The following is a 15,978-nucleotide window of genomic DNA, read 5'->3' on the forward strand; positions in this document are numbered from 1 at the left end:
GAGTTCCTTCTTTCATTTCTTGTGTGGAGGGGTTCAGCTGGTCGCGGGTGGGTCGTTCACGTCCGCACGGACCACCACCGAGGTCGGGGAGAGGACGCCGACCACCTCGATCGGGGTTCCGGCGGTCAGCGGTTCGTGGGCGCGGGCATTGAGTTTGGTCGGGTGGCCGCGCAGCACCACGCGTACCTCGCCGTAACCGTCGGTGGGGATGTCATTGATCACCCGGCCACGGGATCCGGTGAGGTGCTCCTGGCGCACCGTCACATCGCCGGTGTTCCGCTCGTCGCGCAACCGGCTGGTCAGCACGCTGGCGCCGACCCCGACGAGGACGCCGACGAGCACCCCGGCCACGATGGCGATGGTCAGACTGCCACTCAGCTCGAGCGCGATCGCGCCGCCGAAGCCGAAGGCACCGATGAAACCGGCCAGCCCGGCGACCGAGAAGAAGTCACCGCCGATGGTGTCGAATCCGAGGAGTCCGTCGAACAGGTCGCCCAGCAGCATGGCCACCAGGAGCAGCACCACGCCCAGCCCACCGAGGGCCAGCAGCACGATCATTCGAACCCATCCCGTCCTCCACCTGAGGCGAATCCTAGGGCCCGGTGGGGTCAACCGGGAGCCCGTCGTCACCTTGGCCGCCTTGCCGCACCCGGCTAGGGTGGGCGGCGTTTTCGACACTCGGGAGGTTCCGGCATGCGGCGACACCTGGCAGCGAGCTGCGCCCTGACGGCGGCGGTGCTGCTGACCGCCTGCACCGGCGGGGAGAGCGAGACCGCCCCGCCGGCCGAGGCCCCGAACCCTCCGGCGGTCACCGCGACCCCCGAGGCCTCCCCGACGCCGACCGAGTCCGCCGCCACACCGGTGGAGCCGACCCCGGCGGCGAGCGAATCCGTGGCGGCCGGGACGACCGATCCGGCCAAGCTGGACGGCGCGCTGCTCAAGCCCGAACAGCTGCCCGGTTGGGAGCGGGCCGACGACGCCAACGAACCGGTACCGGCCACGGCCGATCCCGAACCGTGTGCGGCCATCTACCAGCAGACCGTGGGCAAGGTCGCCAGCGACTTCGGGGCGACTGCGGCGTACACCAAGGATTCGCTGTTCCTGCAGGAATTCATCGACCTGGTGGACAACGGCAGCCAGTCGATCTCCGACATCGAGAAGACCGTCGGCCAGTGCCAGAGCTTCAGCGTCGACGAGGGGGGCGAGATGACGAAGTTCACCGCCACCCCGATGGCGGTCCCCGCGCTGGGTGACAAGGCGTACGGGTTGCGACTCGGCGTCGACGGCGCCGACAAGGCCGAACTGCTCTATGTCTGGGTGGCCTACAAGGACACCGTGATGACGATGCACATCGACGGCGAGAAGGTCGACGAGAAGCTGCTCACCGACACCGCAGCCCAGGCGACCGACACCCTGAAGGCAACCATCTGACCACGGCTGCCATGCTGGGATGACACGCACCGTCCGGGTGCGTCTGGAACGGGAGGATGCAGTGACCGATCAGCCGAACCGGACTCAGGACCAGCCCCAGCCGGTACCCGATCAGCCGGTCTCCGGCCGGACCGCCGACGACGACACCCTGTTCGAGGCGATCTCCCGGGCCACCGTCCGGGATCGCGACGGCAACAAGCTCGGCAAGGTGGGCCAGCTCTTCCTCGACGATCGCAGCGGTCGGCCGAGCTGGGTCACGGTGAAGACCGGGCTCTTCGGCACCTCGGAGACCTTCGTGCCGCTGCAGGGATCGAGCTTCGACAACGACGAGCTCACCGTCGATCGCACCAAGGACGTCGTCTCCGACGCCCCGCGGATCGACCCCGAGGGCCACCTGGATCCGGCCGATGAGGACGCGCTCTACGACTACTACGGGCTCGACAGCGCCAGCACCCGGGACGCCTCGGATCCGCAGAACGAGGTCACCCCGGCGGCCGAGCAGAACACCTACGGTGCCGAGTTCAACAACACCGCCGGCCTCACCGAGACCCGGCCGGCCGCGGCGGATCGCGATGTCGACCCGGTCGGTGGCCTGAACTCCCCCACCGTCGACGCGGCGGCCGACATTCCGCCGGTCCGGCCGCGGCTGCGCCGGCACCGCTGAGCGGGAAGCGCAACTTCCCCCTACCACCATGACACTGACAGTGTTACTGTTAGTGTCATGGATGACGCCACGCTGCTTCCCGAGCCGCCCCCCGAGGGGTGGGGCCTGGACCCGTTCCTCGAGGTGGCGGCCGCCCAGCTCAGCGAGTTGGGCCTGACCGGCGCGGCACCGGATCGCCGGACGGTGCGCTACTACGCCACGGCCGGGTTGCTGGACCGCCCGGAGAGCCATGGCCGGGAGGTCCGCTACCGGCAGCGTCAGCTGGCGCAGCTGCTCGCGGTGAAGCGACTACAGGCCGCGGGGGTACGCCTGGCCGCGATCGCCGAGCGGATCGGCGGGGTGAGCACCGACCAGCTGGCCCGGCTCGCGCACACCCCACAGTCCCTCGAGACCGGTCCGGCCGAGTTCTGGCGCCAGCATCCGGCCGACGCGGCTCCGCCGGCCGCCCCCGCGGCACCCCCACCGGTGGCACCCGGGTCGGTGCAGCGCCCGTCGGTGCTCACGCTCGCCCCCGGCGTACGCCTGGTGCTGGACGCCGACCTGTCCCCGACCGAAGCCGCCGCCCTGACCCGGGCCGCGGCCCCGTTGCTGACCCGCATCGCCGCCCTCGGTCTGGGCGCCGACACAACGAAGGCCCCCGGCGTGGCCGCCGACACCACGAAGGCCCCCGGCGCGGGCGCCGACACCACGAAGGAATGACGTCATGCACAGTGCGACTCCATCCCAGTTGACTCCGGCCGAGCTGGCGGCCAGCACCCCACCCCTGCCGCCCGGCGGGCTGTGGGCGCCCGAGGGTGGTCCGCTGCCGCTGCAGTCGGTACGCCTGACCGGGACCGTGGACGGGATCCTGGGCAGCTGGCGGATCACCCAGACCTTCCGCAACGATCGTGACCACCCGATCGAGGCCGTCTACACCTTCCCGCTGCCCGATCACGTCGCGGTCACCGCGATGACCGCCCGGCTCGGCGATCGGGACGTCGACGCGCGGCTCGCCGAGCGCGGCCAGGCTCGCGCCGATTACGCCGCCGCACTCGCCGAGGGCCAGCGCGCCGCCCTGGTCGAGCAGGAACGCGGTGACGTTTTCACTGCCCAGCTGGGAAATCTCGCCGCTGGCGAGGAGGCGACGATCACCCTCGAACTGGCCGGCCGACTCGCCATGGAGGCGGCGGAGGCGGCCCTGCGGATCCCGCTGGTGGTCGCCGAACGCTATCTGCCGGGTACCGATGCCGGGACCCGGCACGGCACCGGTGTCGGCCCCGACACCGATCGGGTCCCCGACGGATCCCGGATCACTCCGCCGCGGATCGCCGGCCGCACCGGTGTCGACCTGGCGGTGTCGGTGCGGATCAACGCCGTCGGACTGCTCGACGGGCCGCCCCGGACCGGGCCGGGCATCGAGGTGCTCGACACCGATCAGGGGTGGGAGCTGCGCAACGCCCCCGGGATCGACCTGAACGCCGATCTGGTGGCCCGGTTCGGCGTCCGCCCGCAGCGGGTCCGCGCGCTGCTCACCGCCGACCATGACGATCCCGACCAGGGCACCTGGCAGGCGGTGGTGACCCCACCCGAGGGTGCTCGGGACGAGACCGGCCCGCGACGGTTGGTGCTGGCACTGGATCGCTCGGGCAGCATGAGCGGTTGGAAGATGGTCGCCGCCCGTCGTGCCGCGGCCCGGATCATCGACTCGCTGGGCGGCGCGGATTCCTTTGCCGTGTTGGGATTCGACCACACCGTGGAGCGCCCGGGCGAGGGCCTGACGGCCGCGACCGATCACGAACGGTTCGCGGCGGTGCGGTGGCTGTCGGCACTCGAGGCGCGCGGTGGCACCGAACTGCGGGAGCCGCTGCTGCAGGCCGCGGATCTGTTGGCGGGCACCGACGGCGAACGCGTGCTGGTGCTGGTCACCGACGGCCAGGTCGGCAATGAGGCCGAGCTGTTGTCGGTGATCGCCCAGCGATTGACGGGGGTGCGGATCTACTGCCTGGGCATCGATCAGGCGGTCAACGCCGCCTTCCTCCGCCGACTGGCGGCCGTCGGTGGTGGGCGCTGCGACCTGGTGGAGTCCGAGGCGGAGCTGGACGAGGTGCTCACCCGGTTGCATCGTCGGATCGCGGCGCCGCTGGCCCGCGGGCTCACCGTCGCCATCGAGGGGGTCACCCTGGAACGGGACGCGACCGTACCGCGGTTGGCCGACCTGTTCCCGGCCGGCCCGGCGGTGCTGTCCGGGCGGTGGCACGCGTCCGGGGAACCGGAACTGGGCGCGGTGTCGGTGACCGTGCTGGCCGAGACCGACGAGGGGATCGCGGAGTGGCCGGCCGAGGTCGGTCAGCCGATCGCGGAGTCGACCGATGTGCTGCGGAACAGTTGGGCGCGGGCGCGGATGCAGGAGCTGCAGGACCGCCGGGATGCCGATCCGGGGTCGATCGGTGCCGATGAGATCACCGAGTTCTCCTTGGCCCATGGGATTCTCTCGCCGTTCACCGCCTGGTTGGCCGTGGGGCCGGGTGGGGTGACCGAGGCCGCACAGCAGGTGGTGCAGCCGGTCGCCCAGCCGGCGGGTTGGGCGGCGGCGCCGATGCTCGCCGGACCGGATCAGGCACCGGTGATGTTCAGCCGGGCCTGCGAACCGCGGGTCACGGGGACCCGCCGGACCGGCGCCCTGTTCGCGGACAGGGCCGCCCCGGCCGCCGCACCGCCGGCGGCCGCCCCGATGGCGGCCGGTCAGTCCGGTCAGGGGATGCCCGCGCTGGATCTGACGCCTTTCGGCGCCCGGTTGGCCGAGTTGGTGCAGCACTGGCACGAGTTGTCGGTGTGGGTACGCCGGCGGGCACAGGCCGAGCTGGTCTCGGACCTGGAGTCGGTCGGGGCGCCGGCGGAACTGGTGCAGGCGGTGGCCGGGTTGCCGGAGCGGGCGGAGGAGGTACGCCGGTTGTGGCGCGAGATCACCGGGGCGGAGCTGCCCGACGCCGGTCGTTGAGGTCATCGGGGCCCACGGGCTCGGTCTCGCCGAGGCCGCGGGCCGCCAGCGCCTCACCGGTGGCGTGGGCGTACGCCACCGCCTGGACGACGACCGGGGAGACCCGGGCCAACAGGTTGCGGTCCAGACCGCGGGCCCGCGCGGCATCGCGCACCTCGTCGAAGGACGCGAGCAGGTGCGGGATGCTGCGCAGCATGATCCCGGCGGCCAGGCCGACCCGTTCGGGGTCGACGCCGACCACCCGCAGGGGCCGGGCGGCTGCGACCAGGGCATCGAGCAGCACCGGCGCCGGGGTGGTCAGCACCAGCATTCGGGCGGCGTACACACAGAGCAGCAGATTGGCGACCACGACGATCGCGGTGGCCACGCTGCCCCAGATGACCTGGTAGCCGACCAGCAGCGCGATCATCACCCAGAAGACCGGCGGCAGCACCAGGCAGCGACGCACCCCGAGCCGGCTGCTGAGCAGCAGGACCACCGAGAATGCCAGTGCGGCAAGCGAAACCGGCCACTGCCGCAGGATCAGACCGCTCAATGAGAGTGCGAACATGATCGCGAACTTGGCCGCCACCGGCATCCGGTGCACCCAGGAGTCGCCGGGGCGGTAGAGCCCGAACAGTTCGACGCGGCTCATGCCATCAGCTCCCGGTAGTGGGCGATGGCCTCCGCGGGCACCCCGTCGAAGCAGATCCGGGCCCGATCCACCACCAGCACCCGCTCCATCTCGGCGGCCAGGTCGAGGTCGTGGGTGGCGAGCACCAGCTGCTGGTCGAGTGCGGCGAAGGCCTCGGCGAGCAGGCGCCGGTGCCGCAGGTCGAGCAGCGTGGTCGGTTCGTCGGCGACGATGATCTCCGGTTCGGTGGCGAGCACCGAGGTCAGGGCGACCAGTTGCCGCTCTCCCCCGGACAGGTCGTAGATCGACTGTCTGGCAAGGGATTCCAGGCCACGGTCGCGGAGTCGCTGCAGGGCCGCCTGCTCCCGGTCGGCGCGGCGACGGTGGGTGCGGCGCAGGCTGAGTTCGATGTCCTCGATCGGGGTGGACATCACCAGCTGGGCCAGCGGATCGGTGAACACGAAGCCCACTCGCCGGCGTACAGCCCGGCCCTGTCTGACGGTGTCCAACCCGTCGACGGTGACCGTGCCGGTGGTCGGTGCGATCAGGCCGTTGAAGAGCCGCAACAGGGTGGACTTTCCGGATCCGTTGGCACCGATGACCGCGATCCGCTGCTCGGTGAGGGTGAGGTCGCAGGGGTGCAGCAGGATTTTCGGGCCGCTGTCCCCCTCGACCCGGACCCCGGCCCCGGTCAGCCGGAGCAGGCTCACGTGACGGGTTGCTCGCGGGGCGTACGCCGCCGCCCCACGCGCAGCGCCGGGAAGGCTCGGAAGACGGTGGCGGTGATGGCGGCGGCGAGCACGTTCTTGACGATGTCGCCGGGCCAGAAGACGAGGTCGGTGAGGATCGCCTTGTCCAGGCTCATGCCCGCATTCGCCATCAGGCCGAGGATTCCGGCCGGGTGCACGATCAGGATGCTGGCGCCGAACCCGGCCAGGAAGAGGGCGAGCAGCATCGGCAACCGGGTCCGCAGCAGCGCGCGGGCGAGCAGTCCGGCGACCAGGGCGGCGATCGGGAAGGACAGCAGATATCCCGCCGACGGCTTGCCCAGCGAACCGATACCGGCGGCCCCGCCGGCGAAGACCGGGAGCCCGATCAGGCCGACGACCAGATAGAGCAGCACCGCGGTGAACCCGCGCCAGGGACCGAGCACCAACCCGGCAAGAGCCACCCCGAGGGTCTGCAGCGTGATCGGTACGCCGACGCCGACATTGATCGCCGGGATCAGCGAGAGCACCGACACCAGGGCCGCGAAGACGGCCACCAGGGCGAGATCGGTGGTGCTGCTGGTGCGCTCGGACATGCCACTCCCACGGGTATTGAACAGTGTTCAGATTCGATTGCTCCGGGCAGCATAGACCGGTGCTCACCGAAGGTCCATCCGAGCCCCGGTGCGAATATCTTAGTGCTAATATTCTTATCCTGATGGCAATCAGCACCCCGGGAGAACCATGAGCAAGCGCAACGGCCGGCGGCCGGACACGGTCGACGAGATCATCGCGGCCTGGGCGGTCACCCGGCCCGGTCTGGATGTCTCCGCGATGGAGGTCTTCGGGCGGCTGCACCGCAGTTTCCTGCTCTATCGCGAGCAGATCGCGGACCGGTTCGAGGAGCTCGGCACCAATGTCGCCGGCTTCGACGTAATGGCCGCACTGCGCCGCGCCCCGGAGTTCCGGATGAGTGCCGGTGATCTGGCCCACCAGACCTTGGTGACCACCGGAGGCCTGACCCTGCGGGTACGCAAGCTGGAGGCCGCCGGCCTGGTGCGCCGGACTCGGGACACCGTGGACAACAGGGTGGTGCACGTCCAGCTCACCGACGCGGGGCGCGAGCTCGTCGATCGGGTCGCCGACGAGCACTTCGCCAACCTCGCCCGGATGCTCGACGGCCTGACGCCGCGCGCCCAGGACGATCTGGCCGATCAGTTGTCGCTGCTGGAGGCCTCACTGCACGCCGCAGCACCCGGTCTGGAGCCCCGCGAGGCCTGACCTCACCCGGCCGCGCGGCGCTCTTCGGCTTCGCGGGTGAGCCTTTCCCGGACCGGCAGGAAGTCGTAGCTCGGCCAGCACTCTGTCCGGAAGACACCCCAGGCCCGCCGCTCCAGTTCGACGTTCACCGCCGGAAGCAGAGCGGCGGGCAGGCGCAGGCTGACGATCTGACCCACTCCCGCCGCGACCACCCAGGAGACGATCTCGCACCCCTCCGGTGGGAACCCGCGCCACCAGTCCCGGTCGTCCAGCTTTCGCTGCAGTTGTTCGAGATTCTGGGACTGGTCGTGGCGGAGCAGGATCGTCAGGAGCAACCGATCATCGCCCATCACTGCTCCCCGGCCAGCACCTTCGCCTGAGCTTTCGCATCGGCCTTGTAGAGCCGCCGGATCCGGGAGACGCCCAGGTCGTGCTGGTAGAGGTTCTCCTCGGCATCGGCGTCGGCGGCAAGTGCCTCCAGCACCGTCCGATCCTGCTCCAGCACCTCCCAGTGCCTGGCCTCGAGCCGCGTGCGGTAGAGGAATCGCCACACCTCCCGCTCCCAGCCCTGCACCCGCCGGGTCCGCCAGTGGAAGACGCAGACATTGTTCTCATCCACCGGTACCGCCATGCCCACGATCCCGAAAACCCCACCGGGGCCGGCATTCGCGGCGTACGGGATCTCCAGATCGACGTGGTCGGTGGCTCCCCTGATGAACTCGACCCAGTCGAAGTTCACCCCGCGCTGATCGGTCTTCTCGAAGAAGAATCCGCGATCGGTCTCCCGGATCCGGAATCGGGCGGAGGTGTCACCGCCGAACATCGAGTGGGAGTCCCGGTGCAGGAAGGCGCCGTGCATCGGGTCGAGCACGTTGTCCATGTAGAACCGCCAGGGCCCCGCCCATTCGGCGTAGTTGAGGAACCATGACACCTCGTCATCGGCCAACCGGTCGGGGAGGCTGAACTCGGTCGGTTCGTCCTCGGCGGTCAACGGCACGAAGGCGAAGATCACATCGGCGGCCTCGACCACCTCGAGGGAGAGGGTCGCCTGCCGGCCCTCGAGGGCACAACCGGGCATCCCCGGCACCGAGACGACGGTGCCGGTGCCGTCGACCTGCACGCCGTGATAGCGGCAGGCGATCCGATCACCCAGATGTTGGCCGACCGAGAGCGGGGCGCTGCGGTGCGGGCAGCGGTCCTCCAGCATCCGCACCACTCCCTCGCTGTCGCGGAAGAGCAACCAGTCCACCCCCAGTCGGGTGACCTTGGTCATGCTGCCCGCGGCGACCATTCGGGACGGGAGGATCGGGTACCAGCGATTGCGCAGTCCGTTCGCGGAGATCTCTTCCGCGGTGAGGGTACGCCGCGTGCCGGCGGCCTTCCTGGGTCGGCTCTTCGGCCGCTGCGCGGCATCGTTGCCGGTGTTCGCTCCGGCGGTGTTCGGTGTGGCGGTGGCAGTCATCTCAGTTCCCCAGTTGTCGCATCTCGTCGCGGAAGGTGTCCTCGGTCCAGGGACGGCCACCGGGGCCGTGCAGTCCGAGGTCGTTGAGGCCTTTGACCAGACCGGGCAGATCATGGGTCCCCCGGGCAAAGACCTCCATGATGGCGCCGGACAGCTTCACCTCGTAAGGGCTGAACGGTTCGGGATGGGTCTGGTGTGCATCCAGATATTGCGCGGACATCGGTCCTCCTCAGATTCTCGTCCGGACTAGCGGGATTTCAGGTGTGATCGGGCAGCCGGTCGGCCGCGAGACCTTCGGCGATGACCATGAACGCCCCGCCCCACTCGACGAAGGAGGCCGGGCGGGAACGGTGGCTGGGTGCAGTGATCCCGTCGATGATCACGAACACTCCGTTCTCGATGCCGCCGGCCACCGACTGGGCCTGGGCGACCGGGCTGTTCGGCTCCGGGGCGGCGGCGATCACCAGGCTGGGCACGTGCACCCGGCCGAGCAGCTCCCAGTAGTCCGGGTTCGATTCGTCGACCTGCGGATCGATCAGCACCAGGCTGACCAGCCGATCGCCTTCCTCAGCAGCGAAGGACAGGGCGCCCTCGGCGTCGAGCCCGCTGGCGATCAGGTGAACGGGAGCCCGGCCGAGCTCGTTGGACACGGTGTCGCGGAACTGTCCGGCGTCGGCCTGATCTGGCGTACCGATCCACCGGAATCCTTCACCCACGGCGCTCTCCTGCTCCGCGGCGGCGTACACCACCTCGTGTGCCAGTTCATCGGTGAGCCTCATCCTCGTCCTCCGTCCGTGGTCGCCGGATTGTCCTTGGGTGGCTGGGGAATGTGCACCGGTGGCGTGAACGGCTGCGGCGCCGGGGCGAGGGTCTCCACCTGCACCTCGATCAGGGCGGGGCCACCGCTGCTGAGCGCCGCGGTGAGCGCGGGGCCGAAGGTGCCCGGAGCGCCGGTCCGCCAGTAGGGCAACCGCATCGAGGCCGCCAGTGCTTCGAAGTCCGGGGTGAAGAGATCCACGCCTGACCGGTCCAGACCGTTGGCCTGCTGCATGTTTCGGAGCACTCCATAGCCGGCGTCGTTGAACACCACGACGATGCACCGGGCGCCGGTCCCGCTGAGCGAGGCGAGCTCGCCGAGATGAACCGCCAGCCCACCGTCACCGGCGAAGACCACAGTGGGCACCTCGGGTCGTCCGACCGCGGCACCGATTCCCATCGCGAGACCCTGGCCGATGCCACCGCCGAGCGGGAAGATGTTCGACTCGCGGGTGTACAACTCGAGCAGCCGGTTTCCCCATTGGGACGAGGGAATCGTGACATCGCGCGCGATCACCGCCTCCCTGGGCAGCTGGTCGCGCAGCTCTCGACAGATCTCGGCATAACCGCCGATCTGTTCGAAGAGATTCTGCCGTACCGTCCGGCGGATCCCGGCGACCTGCTCGGTCCACTGCGACGCGGTGGCCGATTCATCGACTCGCTCCAGCAGCGCGGCGAGGATCGCCCGCGCATCACCGACGAGCCCGTGGCTCGCCGGGTAGGGACGGGTGAGCGCCCGCCGATCGATGTTGATGCCGACGTGCGCGGCCGGCAGGGTGAGGTGGTAGGTGCGGGTCTCGTTGGACCGGAAGTGGGTGCCGACGCTGAGCAGCAGGTCGGCCTCGGCGAGCAGTTCCGCACCGTGGGTCGTCGACGCGAAGTTGCCGACCACCTGCGGATGGTCCTCGGGCACGATGGCCCGACCGGAGTTGCTGGTCAGCACTCCGGCTCCGGTACGCCGCAGCAGTTCGGTCAGTTCGGTTCCGGCCCCGGCCGCTCCTCCCCCGATCCAGAGCAGCGGGCGCCGGGCGCCGGCGATCAACTCAGCAGCGGCATCGAGCTCCGCGCCACCGGGAAGGGGTGGTTCGCTCACCGCACCGGAGGCGCAGGGAAGCTGTGCCTCCGGCCGGGCGAGGTACTGCAGATCGGTGGGCCACTCCACCGAGACCGGACCCTGGGGCGCGGTGAGGATCTGCGCGAACGCGGCCTCCAGCGTCGCCTCGACCGTCTCGGCCGTATCGATGGAGGCGGCGTGCTTGGACACCGCTCGGAGCATCTCCAACTGATGCGGCACCTCGTGGATCACACCCTGGTTGCTGCCGATCCACTCGCTCTCGATCTGGCCGGTCAGGTGCAGCACCCGGCTGCCCGCGGTCAGCGCCTCGACCATCGATCCGGCGGCGTTGCCGGCCCCGGTGCCGGTGGAGGTGATCGCCACGCCCACCTTGCCGGTCGCCCGGGCATAGGCGTCGGCAGCGTTCACGCAGGCCGCCTCGTGCCGCATCTCGACGAACTGCAGGTCGCGGGCCAGCGCTTCGACCAATGGCAGGTTGTGGATGCTGATGACACCGAATGCGGTGTCGATCCCGTGCCGGCGCAGTACCCGGACCAGCACGTCACCGCCCGTCCCGCGTTGTGCTGCGTTCACGAGATCTCCTTGTCTGGTGGTGATCGTGGTCATGGCTGCCTGGTCACCCCGCCTCCTACGTCGATGCTTGTCCCGGTGATGTAGCTGGCCAGCGGTGAGAGCAGGGTGACGATCGGATACGCCACCTCGGCCGCGGTCCCCAGGCGCCCCAGGGTGATACCGCGGTCGGTGGCCAGGTCGGCGCTCCACTGCTGGTAGTCGAGTTCGCCACCAGCACCGGCGTACTCCTCGAAGCGGCGGCGCCACTGACCGGTGTCGATCAGCCCCAGGCAGACCGAGTTGACCCGGATCCCGTCGGCGGCGAGTTCGGCGGCCATCGAGCGGGTGAGGTTGAGCAGTCCCGCGCGGGCCGCCGAGGTGACCGCCAGCCTGGTCTCCGGTTGCCTGGCGAGAATCGCATTGACGTTGACGACGGCTCCGACGTCGGATGCGGCGAGCTGGGGTCGAGCGGCACGGATCACGTTCCAGGCACCGAAGATCTTCAGCTCGAACTCCTCCCGGATGTCGTCATCACTCGCATCGGTCAGCGTCGACATCAGCGAGCGGCCGGCGTTGCAGACCAGGCCATCCAGCGCGCCGAAGTGCTGGATTCCCCGCTGCACAGTGGTTTCCACCTGGTCGCGCGCGGTGACGTCGCAAGACAGCGGCAGGGCCCGCTCGGCACCCGGCAGGGCCTCGACGGCCGCCGTCAGACGTCGCAGATCGCGGGCGCCGGCGATCACCTGCGCACCCTCGGCGAGCAGGAACTCGGTGGTGGCCAGGCCGACACCCGAGCTGGCACCGGTGACCAGCACCGTGCGACCGCTGAGCTGCAGGTCCATCAGTTCTCCTAGGTCGGCATCACGAAGCCACCGTCGACGACGATGGTCTGTCCGGTCAGATAGCTGGCCGCGTCGGAGGCCAGGAAGGCGACCACCGACGCGACGTCACCGGGCACCTGGTCCCGGTCCAGGGCGCGGTGATCGGCATAGAGGGCGTAGCGGTCGGCCGGGACCGATTCGGTGGCCTCCACCCGGGTGAGACCGGGCGCCACCGCATTGACCCGGATGCCGTGCGGCCCGGCGTCACGGGCCATGGTCCGGGTCATCGCCAGCACCGCACCCTTGGAAGCGACGTAGTGGACCAGTCGTGGCGAGCCGTAGTAGGCGGCATCGGAGGCGAGGTTGATGATGACACCGCTGCGGCGTTCCAGCATCGGCCGGACCAGATGTTTGCTGACCAGCCAGGTGCCGGTCGCGTTGATGCGGAGCAGCTGGTCGAAACTCTGGTCCTCGAGCTCCCAGAACGTGTCCCCGCCGACCCCGTCGGCCTTCGCGGCGTTGTTCACCAGCACCTGCGCGCCACCGAGTTCTGCCACGTGGGCGGCGAATGCGCGGACCGAACCGGTGTCGGCGATGTCCAGCGGATGGGCCGACACCTGCTGTCCGGCGGTGCGCAGCTCGGCCGCGGTCTGCTCGGCGAGTTCGATGCGCAGGTCACCGATCACGACCCGGTCCTCCGGGAACGCCTCGACGATGGCCCGGCCCAGTCCGCGGGCCCCGCCGGTCACCACGACCAGTCGCGACTCAGTCATCGAGCACACCCCAGAACGCGGTGAGCACGCGTACCAGCTCCTCCGGCCGCTCGGTGACCGCGCTGTGTCCGGCCTCGGGGATCACCTCGAAGCTTGCCCCGGGCACCAGCTCGGCCAGCAGGCGGGATTCGGCGACCCCGGTGACCACGTCATCGGCGCCGACCACGACCAGGGTGGGCGTCCGCAGTTCCCGCAGCAGCGCGGTGTTGTCGGTGCGGGCCATGAACTCCGCAGCTGACCGGTATCCGGGGGGTCGCACCGTGGCCATCACCTCGCGCACCTGCTGTCCCACCGAGGCCGGTGCACTGGCTGAGACCAGCCGGGGCGCTCGCGTGGCGGCGAACTCCGCCGCACCCAGCTCCGTCAACGCGGTCACCCGTGCCGCCATCCCGGCGGCCTGCTCGGGACTGGTGGCCGAACCCCTCGTCGAGTCCGCCAGGACCAGACTGCGCACCCGTTCCGGCGCCCGGGCCGCCACCTGGGTGGCGATCACCCCACCCCACGATGTGCCGAAGAGATCCACCTGGTCCAGTCCAAGCTCGTCGACTGCCGCGAGAACCTCACCGGGATGGTCCACCGGACCGCTCGGATCGGCCGATTCGCCGTACCCCGGAGCGTCCCAGGCATAGGCTTCGATTCCCTGTGCAGACAGCAGTTCGGCAGCCTCGGAACAGGAGCGGGCGTTCCCGCCGATCCCGTGCAGCAGGAGCACCCGACGGGTCGGCGCGCCATGGGGACGCGCCACCACCAGGCTGATGCCGGTGTCGAGCTGGATGCGAGTGCAGGCCATCGGGGATCAGAACCTCCCGCTCACCGCGCGCTGCTGTGGCGTCTCCACCGCATCGTTGAGATCAGCCAGGAAGTATCCCTCCCGCGCGGACACCCGATCGCGCGCTCCCCGGTCGGCGACCCCGGCCATCGCCTGACGGACCTCGGCCCCCGGCGGCCCGGCAGTGCGCCACTGGTCCGACAGTTCGGGGGTACGCCGCCAGGTGCGGCAGAGCCAGGTGTCCTCGTTGATCTCCTCGACCTCGGAGGTGTACTCGCACACCAGTTCGGCCGGATCGGTGAAGTAGGAGAAGGTGTTGTTGCCCGGCCCATGCCGCCCGGGACCCCACTGTGGTTCGATCCCGTGCACCTTCAGGTTGCCGATCCCGCGCATGAAGTGGTCGATCGAGGTGAGTTCGTAGGCCACATGGTTGATCGACGCCCACGGCGCCTGGTTGAACGCGATCACGTGATGCTTGGGTGTGCATCGGAGGAAGGCCATCTGATGCTCCGACCAGTCGGAGATCCGCATCCCGAGCACCTGGGTGTAGAAGGCGGTGGCGGCGTCGATGTCGGTGGTGTTGAGGACGACGTGGGCCAGCTGCCGTGGCACCGAGGGATAACCGTTGGCGTCCTGGTGCACCACCGCATTGACATCGGCGGCCAGTTCGATGACCCGCCCCTCGGGATCGACCAGAGCGCAGGAGTAGCCGCCGGCCGCCTCGTCATGCCGGCCAGGGGTGCGGAGCAGCGGAACGCCGATGCTCTCCAGGCGGCGCGCCGCTTCATCGACCTCGCGCGGCGTGCCGACCGCGAAGGTGACCCCGCCCATGGCGTTCTGGGTGCCCTGCTGCAGTTTGAGGATGTGGTGTTCCTGCCCGGTCCCCCGCAACCAGAAGCACCGGTCGTCGGATTCGCTGATCCCGAGCCCCCACACCTGGTGGTAGAAATCCTTGCTGAGCACGGGGTCCGGGACCTGCAGGGTCACCGATCGCAGGCCTCGGAGCCGGACGACCGGTTCATCGCTGTAGTGCATATCTCCTCCTTCGCAGTCGGTCGGTGTGCTTCACAGGTCGAGCACCAGTTCGGATCCGCGGCAGCGGGACACGCACAGGCACATGGTTTCCCCGGATTCCTTCTCCTCATCGGTGAGCAGGAAGTCCCGGTGATCCAGCTCGCCGGAGATGACACCGGTCTCACAGGTGCCACAGATTCCCTCCAGACATGAGGATGGCACGTCGACACCGGCCGCACCGAGGGCATCGAGGATCGACTCGTCCGCCGCGACCGGGAACCGGGCACCGGTGCTGTGCAGCACCACGTCGAAGGCCCGGTCCTGCTCGGCGTCCGGGTCGACCTCGCGTGTGGGTGCCTGGAATCGCTCCAGGCGGAGATTCGCGGGGACCGGCATCGCGTCGGCCACCGCATCCATGAGCGGACCGGGACCGCAGCAGTAGACGATCGTCTGGGGATCCTGCGCCGACAGCAGCGCGGTCAGGTCGGGGAAGCGGCCGACCTCGTCGTCGATGTGCACGTGCACCCGTTCGGACGGCAGGCCTTCGACCTCGTCCAGGAACGCCAGCTGCGGCCGGCTCCGACCGGTGTAGAGCAGCGCCCAGTCGGCACCGCGGCTGTTGAGCTCGCGGGCCATCGCGATGATCGGGGTGATTCCGATCCCACCGGCGATCAGGTAGTGCTTCACCGGAGTCGTGGCGTCCGCGTTCTCCAACCGGAAGGCATTGCGGGGACCTTCGACCTCGATCTCCGCCCCGATCGGCAGCTGGTCGTGGATCAGGCTGCTGCCTCCGCGGGAGTCCACGGTCCGCAGCACCGCCACCGTCCACTGCCGATCATCGGCCGGGTCGGAACACAGTGAGTACTCGCGGACCATGCCGTTCGGCAGGTGCAGCGCCAGATGCGCCCCGGGTTGCCAGCCGGGCAGCGGGCGGCCGGCCGGATCGACCAGGGTGATACTGGTGATGCCAGTCGCCTCCCAGCGCTTCTGGAAGACGCGAAGGGTGCGCCGCTCGTCGATGCTCCCGCTCTCCATGGTTCCTCC

General features: G+C 69.8%; 19 protein-coding genes. 5 read left to right on the forward strand and 14 right to left on the reverse strand.

Features of this window, described 5'->3' with window-relative positions; all coding sequences use genetic code 11:
* Positions 1–33: 33 nt before the first annotated feature.
* Positions 34–558, reverse strand: a complete 525-nt coding sequence (locus BI335_RS18515) for an NfeD family protein (protein ID WP_094432751.1) — start codon at positions 556–558, stop codon at positions 34–36.
* Positions 559–693: 135 nt separating this feature from the next.
* On the opposite strand from BI335_RS18515, the gene BI335_RS18520 reads away from it, so the two are divergent.
* From BI335_RS18520 to BI335_RS22320, 4 genes are read left to right on the forward strand one after another with little or no spacing between them, the layout of a single operon-like run.
* Positions 694–1,431, forward strand: coding sequence for a hypothetical protein (locus BI335_RS18520; protein ID WP_094404684.1), 738 nt, complete (start codon positions 694–696; stop codon positions 1,429–1,431).
* Between the two features lie 19 nt (positions 1,432–1,450).
* Positions 1,451–2,095 (forward strand): PRC-barrel domain-containing protein, encoded by a 645-nt coding sequence (locus BI335_RS18525; protein ID WP_094404683.1) that lies wholly within the window; start codon positions 1,451–1,453, stop codon positions 2,093–2,095.
* 57 nt (positions 2,096–2,152) lie between these two features.
* Entirely contained in the window at positions 2,153–2,794 is a 642-nt protein-coding gene (locus tag BI335_RS18530; protein ID WP_094404682.1) for a MerR family transcriptional regulator, read from the forward strand.
* Between the two features lie 4 nt (positions 2,795–2,798).
* A complete protein-coding gene (locus BI335_RS22320) occupies positions 2,799–5,072 on the forward strand; it encodes a VIT and vWA domain-containing protein (RefSeq protein ID WP_094404681.1) in 2,274 nt (757 codons plus the stop codon).
* Here the strand turns inward: BI335_RS22320 and BI335_RS18540 are convergent.
* Genes BI335_RS18540 through BI335_RS18550 form a run of 3 tightly spaced genes read right to left on the reverse strand, consistent with a single transcriptional unit; the run spans position 5,038 to position 6,988 of the window.
* Positions 5,038–5,706 carry an energy-coupling factor transporter transmembrane component T family protein gene (locus BI335_RS18540; RefSeq protein ID WP_094404680.1) on the reverse strand — a complete coding sequence of 223 codons (669 nt, stop codon included), beginning with the start codon at positions 5,704–5,706 and terminating at the stop codon, positions 5,038–5,040. The two genes, BI335_RS22320 and BI335_RS18540, sit on opposite strands and share 35 nt — an antisense overlap.
* Positions 5,703–6,395: an energy-coupling factor ABC transporter ATP-binding protein gene (locus tag BI335_RS18545; protein WP_411266700.1), complete on the reverse strand. Its 693-nt coding sequence runs from the start codon at positions 6,393–6,395 to the stop codon at positions 5,703–5,705. The genes BI335_RS18540 and BI335_RS18545 overlap by 4 nt, the downstream gene beginning before the upstream one ends.
* Entirely contained in the window at positions 6,392–6,988 is a 597-nt protein-coding gene (locus BI335_RS18550) for a biotin transporter BioY (protein ID WP_094359435.1), read from the reverse strand. The genes BI335_RS18545 and BI335_RS18550 overlap by 4 nt, the downstream gene beginning before the upstream one ends.
* 148 nt (positions 6,989–7,136) lie before the next feature.
* On the opposite strand from BI335_RS18550, the gene BI335_RS18555 reads away from it, so the two are divergent.
* Positions 7,137–7,673: a MarR family winged helix-turn-helix transcriptional regulator gene (locus BI335_RS18555; RefSeq protein ID WP_094404678.1), complete on the forward strand. Its 537-nt coding sequence runs from the start codon at positions 7,137–7,139 to the stop codon at positions 7,671–7,673.
* A 2-nt stretch (positions 7,674–7,675) separates the two neighbouring features.
* Here the strand turns inward: BI335_RS18555 and BI335_RS18560 are convergent, their stop codons facing one another.
* Genes BI335_RS18560 through BI335_RS18605 form a run of 10 tightly spaced genes read right to left on the reverse strand, consistent with a single transcriptional unit; the run spans position 7,676 to position 15,969 of the window.
* A complete protein-coding gene (locus BI335_RS18560) occupies positions 7,676–8,002 on the reverse strand; it encodes a hypothetical protein (protein WP_094359431.1) in 327 nt (108 codons plus the stop codon).
* Positions 8,002–9,114, reverse strand: a complete 1,113-nt coding sequence (locus tag BI335_RS18565; protein WP_094404004.1) for a Rieske 2Fe-2S domain-containing protein — start codon at positions 9,112–9,114, stop codon at positions 8,002–8,004. Before BI335_RS18565 ends, BI335_RS18560 begins: the two co-directional genes overlap by 1 nt.
* A 1-nt stretch (position 9,115) precedes the next feature.
* Positions 9,116–9,334, reverse strand: a complete 219-nt coding sequence (locus BI335_RS18570) for a recombinase-like helix-turn-helix domain-containing protein (protein ID WP_094404677.1) — start codon at positions 9,332–9,334, stop codon at positions 9,116–9,118.
* Positions 9,335–9,371: 37 nt separating this feature from the next.
* A complete protein-coding gene (locus tag BI335_RS18575; protein WP_094404676.1) occupies positions 9,372–9,893 on the reverse strand; it encodes an alpha/beta fold hydrolase in 522 nt (173 codons plus the stop codon).
* Positions 9,890–11,578 (reverse strand): thiamine pyrophosphate-binding protein, encoded by a 1,689-nt coding sequence (locus BI335_RS18580; RefSeq protein ID WP_229117664.1) that lies wholly within the window; start codon positions 11,576–11,578, stop codon positions 9,890–9,892. The genes BI335_RS18575 and BI335_RS18580 overlap by 4 nt, the downstream gene beginning before the upstream one ends.
* Positions 11,579–11,607: 29 nt before the next feature.
* Positions 11,608–12,399 carry an SDR family oxidoreductase gene (locus BI335_RS18585; protein WP_094359421.1) on the reverse strand — a complete coding sequence of 264 codons (792 nt, stop codon included), beginning with the start codon at positions 12,397–12,399 and terminating at the stop codon, positions 11,608–11,610.
* Positions 12,400–12,407: 8 nt separating this feature from the next.
* A complete protein-coding gene (locus BI335_RS18590) occupies positions 12,408–13,151 on the reverse strand; it encodes a 3-oxoacyl-ACP reductase family protein (protein WP_094360047.1) in 744 nt (247 codons plus the stop codon).
* On the reverse strand, positions 13,144–13,941 hold the full coding sequence (locus BI335_RS18595) for an alpha/beta fold hydrolase (protein ID WP_094404000.1): 798 nt from the start codon (positions 13,939–13,941) through the stop codon (positions 13,144–13,146). The genes BI335_RS18590 and BI335_RS18595 overlap by 8 nt, the downstream gene beginning before the upstream one ends.
* A 6-nt stretch (positions 13,942–13,947) precedes the next feature.
* Positions 13,948–14,955: a VOC family protein gene (locus BI335_RS18600; RefSeq protein WP_094359417.1), complete on the reverse strand. Its 1,008-nt coding sequence runs from the start codon at positions 14,953–14,955 to the stop codon at positions 13,948–13,950.
* Between the two features lie 30 nt (positions 14,956–14,985).
* Positions 14,986–15,969 carry a PDR/VanB family oxidoreductase gene (locus BI335_RS18605; RefSeq protein ID WP_094403998.1) on the reverse strand — a complete coding sequence of 328 codons (984 nt, stop codon included), beginning with the start codon at positions 15,967–15,969 and terminating at the stop codon, positions 14,986–14,988.
* Positions 15,970–15,978: the final 9 nt, after the last annotated feature.

The sequence above is a fragment of the Enemella evansiae genome (assembly GCF_002250705.1).
GTDB classification, from domain to species: Bacteria; Actinomycetota; Actinomycetes; order Propionibacteriales; family Propionibacteriaceae; genus Enemella; species Enemella evansiae.

Bases quoted from the DNA above. Each gene is read 5' to 3' on its own strand.
- BI335_RS18515 (WP_094432751.1), bottom strand. From the start codon at position 558: ATGATCGTGCTGCTGGCCCTCGGTGGGCTGGGCGTGGTGCTGCTCCTG.
- BI335_RS18570 (WP_094404677.1), bottom strand. From the start codon at position 9,334: ATGTCCGCGCAATATCTGGATGCACACCAGACCCATCCCGAACCGTTC.
- BI335_RS18560 (WP_094359431.1), bottom strand. From the start codon at position 8,002: ATGGGCGATGATCGGTTGCTCCTGACGATCCTGCTCCGCCACGACCAG.
- BI335_RS18530 (WP_094404682.1), top strand. From the start codon at position 2,153: ATGGATGACGCCACGCTGCTTCCCGAGCCGCCCCCCGAGGGGTGGGGC.
- BI335_RS18600 (WP_094359417.1), bottom strand. From the start codon at position 14,955: ATGCACTACAGCGATGAACCGGTCGTCCGGCTCCGAGGCCTGCGATCG.
- BI335_RS18575 (WP_094404676.1), bottom strand. From the start codon at position 9,893: ATGAGGCTCACCGATGAACTGGCACACGAGGTGGTGTACGCCGCCGCG.
- BI335_RS22320 (WP_094404681.1), top strand. From the start codon at position 2,799: ATGCACAGTGCGACTCCATCCCAGTTGACTCCGGCCGAGCTGGCGGCC.
- BI335_RS18550 (WP_094359435.1), bottom strand. From the start codon at position 6,988: ATGTCCGAGCGCACCAGCAGCACCACCGATCTCGCCCTGGTGGCCGTC.
- BI335_RS18525 (WP_094404683.1), top strand. From the start codon at position 1,451: ATGACACGCACCGTCCGGGTGCGTCTGGAACGGGAGGATGCAGTGACC.
- BI335_RS18565 (WP_094404004.1), bottom strand. From the start codon at position 9,114: ATGACTGCCACCGCCACACCGAACACCGCCGGAGCGAACACCGGCAAC.
- BI335_RS18540 (WP_094404680.1), bottom strand. From the start codon at position 5,706: ATGAGCCGCGTCGAACTGTTCGGGCTCTACCGCCCCGGCGACTCCTGG.
- BI335_RS18520 (WP_094404684.1), top strand. From the start codon at position 694: ATGCGGCGACACCTGGCAGCGAGCTGCGCCCTGACGGCGGCGGTGCTG.
- BI335_RS18595 (WP_094404000.1), bottom strand. From the start codon at position 13,941: ATGGCCTGCACTCGCATCCAGCTCGACACCGGCATCAGCCTGGTGGTG.
- BI335_RS18605 (WP_094403998.1), bottom strand. From the start codon at position 15,969: ATGGAGAGCGGGAGCATCGACGAGCGGCGCACCCTTCGCGTCTTCCAG.
- BI335_RS18590 (WP_094360047.1), bottom strand. From the start codon at position 13,151: ATGACTGAGTCGCGACTGGTCGTGGTGACCGGCGGGGCCCGCGGACTG.
- BI335_RS18585 (WP_094359421.1), bottom strand. From the start codon at position 12,399: ATGGACCTGCAGCTCAGCGGTCGCACGGTGCTGGTCACCGGTGCCAGC.
- BI335_RS18555 (WP_094404678.1), top strand. From the start codon at position 7,137: ATGAGCAAGCGCAACGGCCGGCGGCCGGACACGGTCGACGAGATCATC.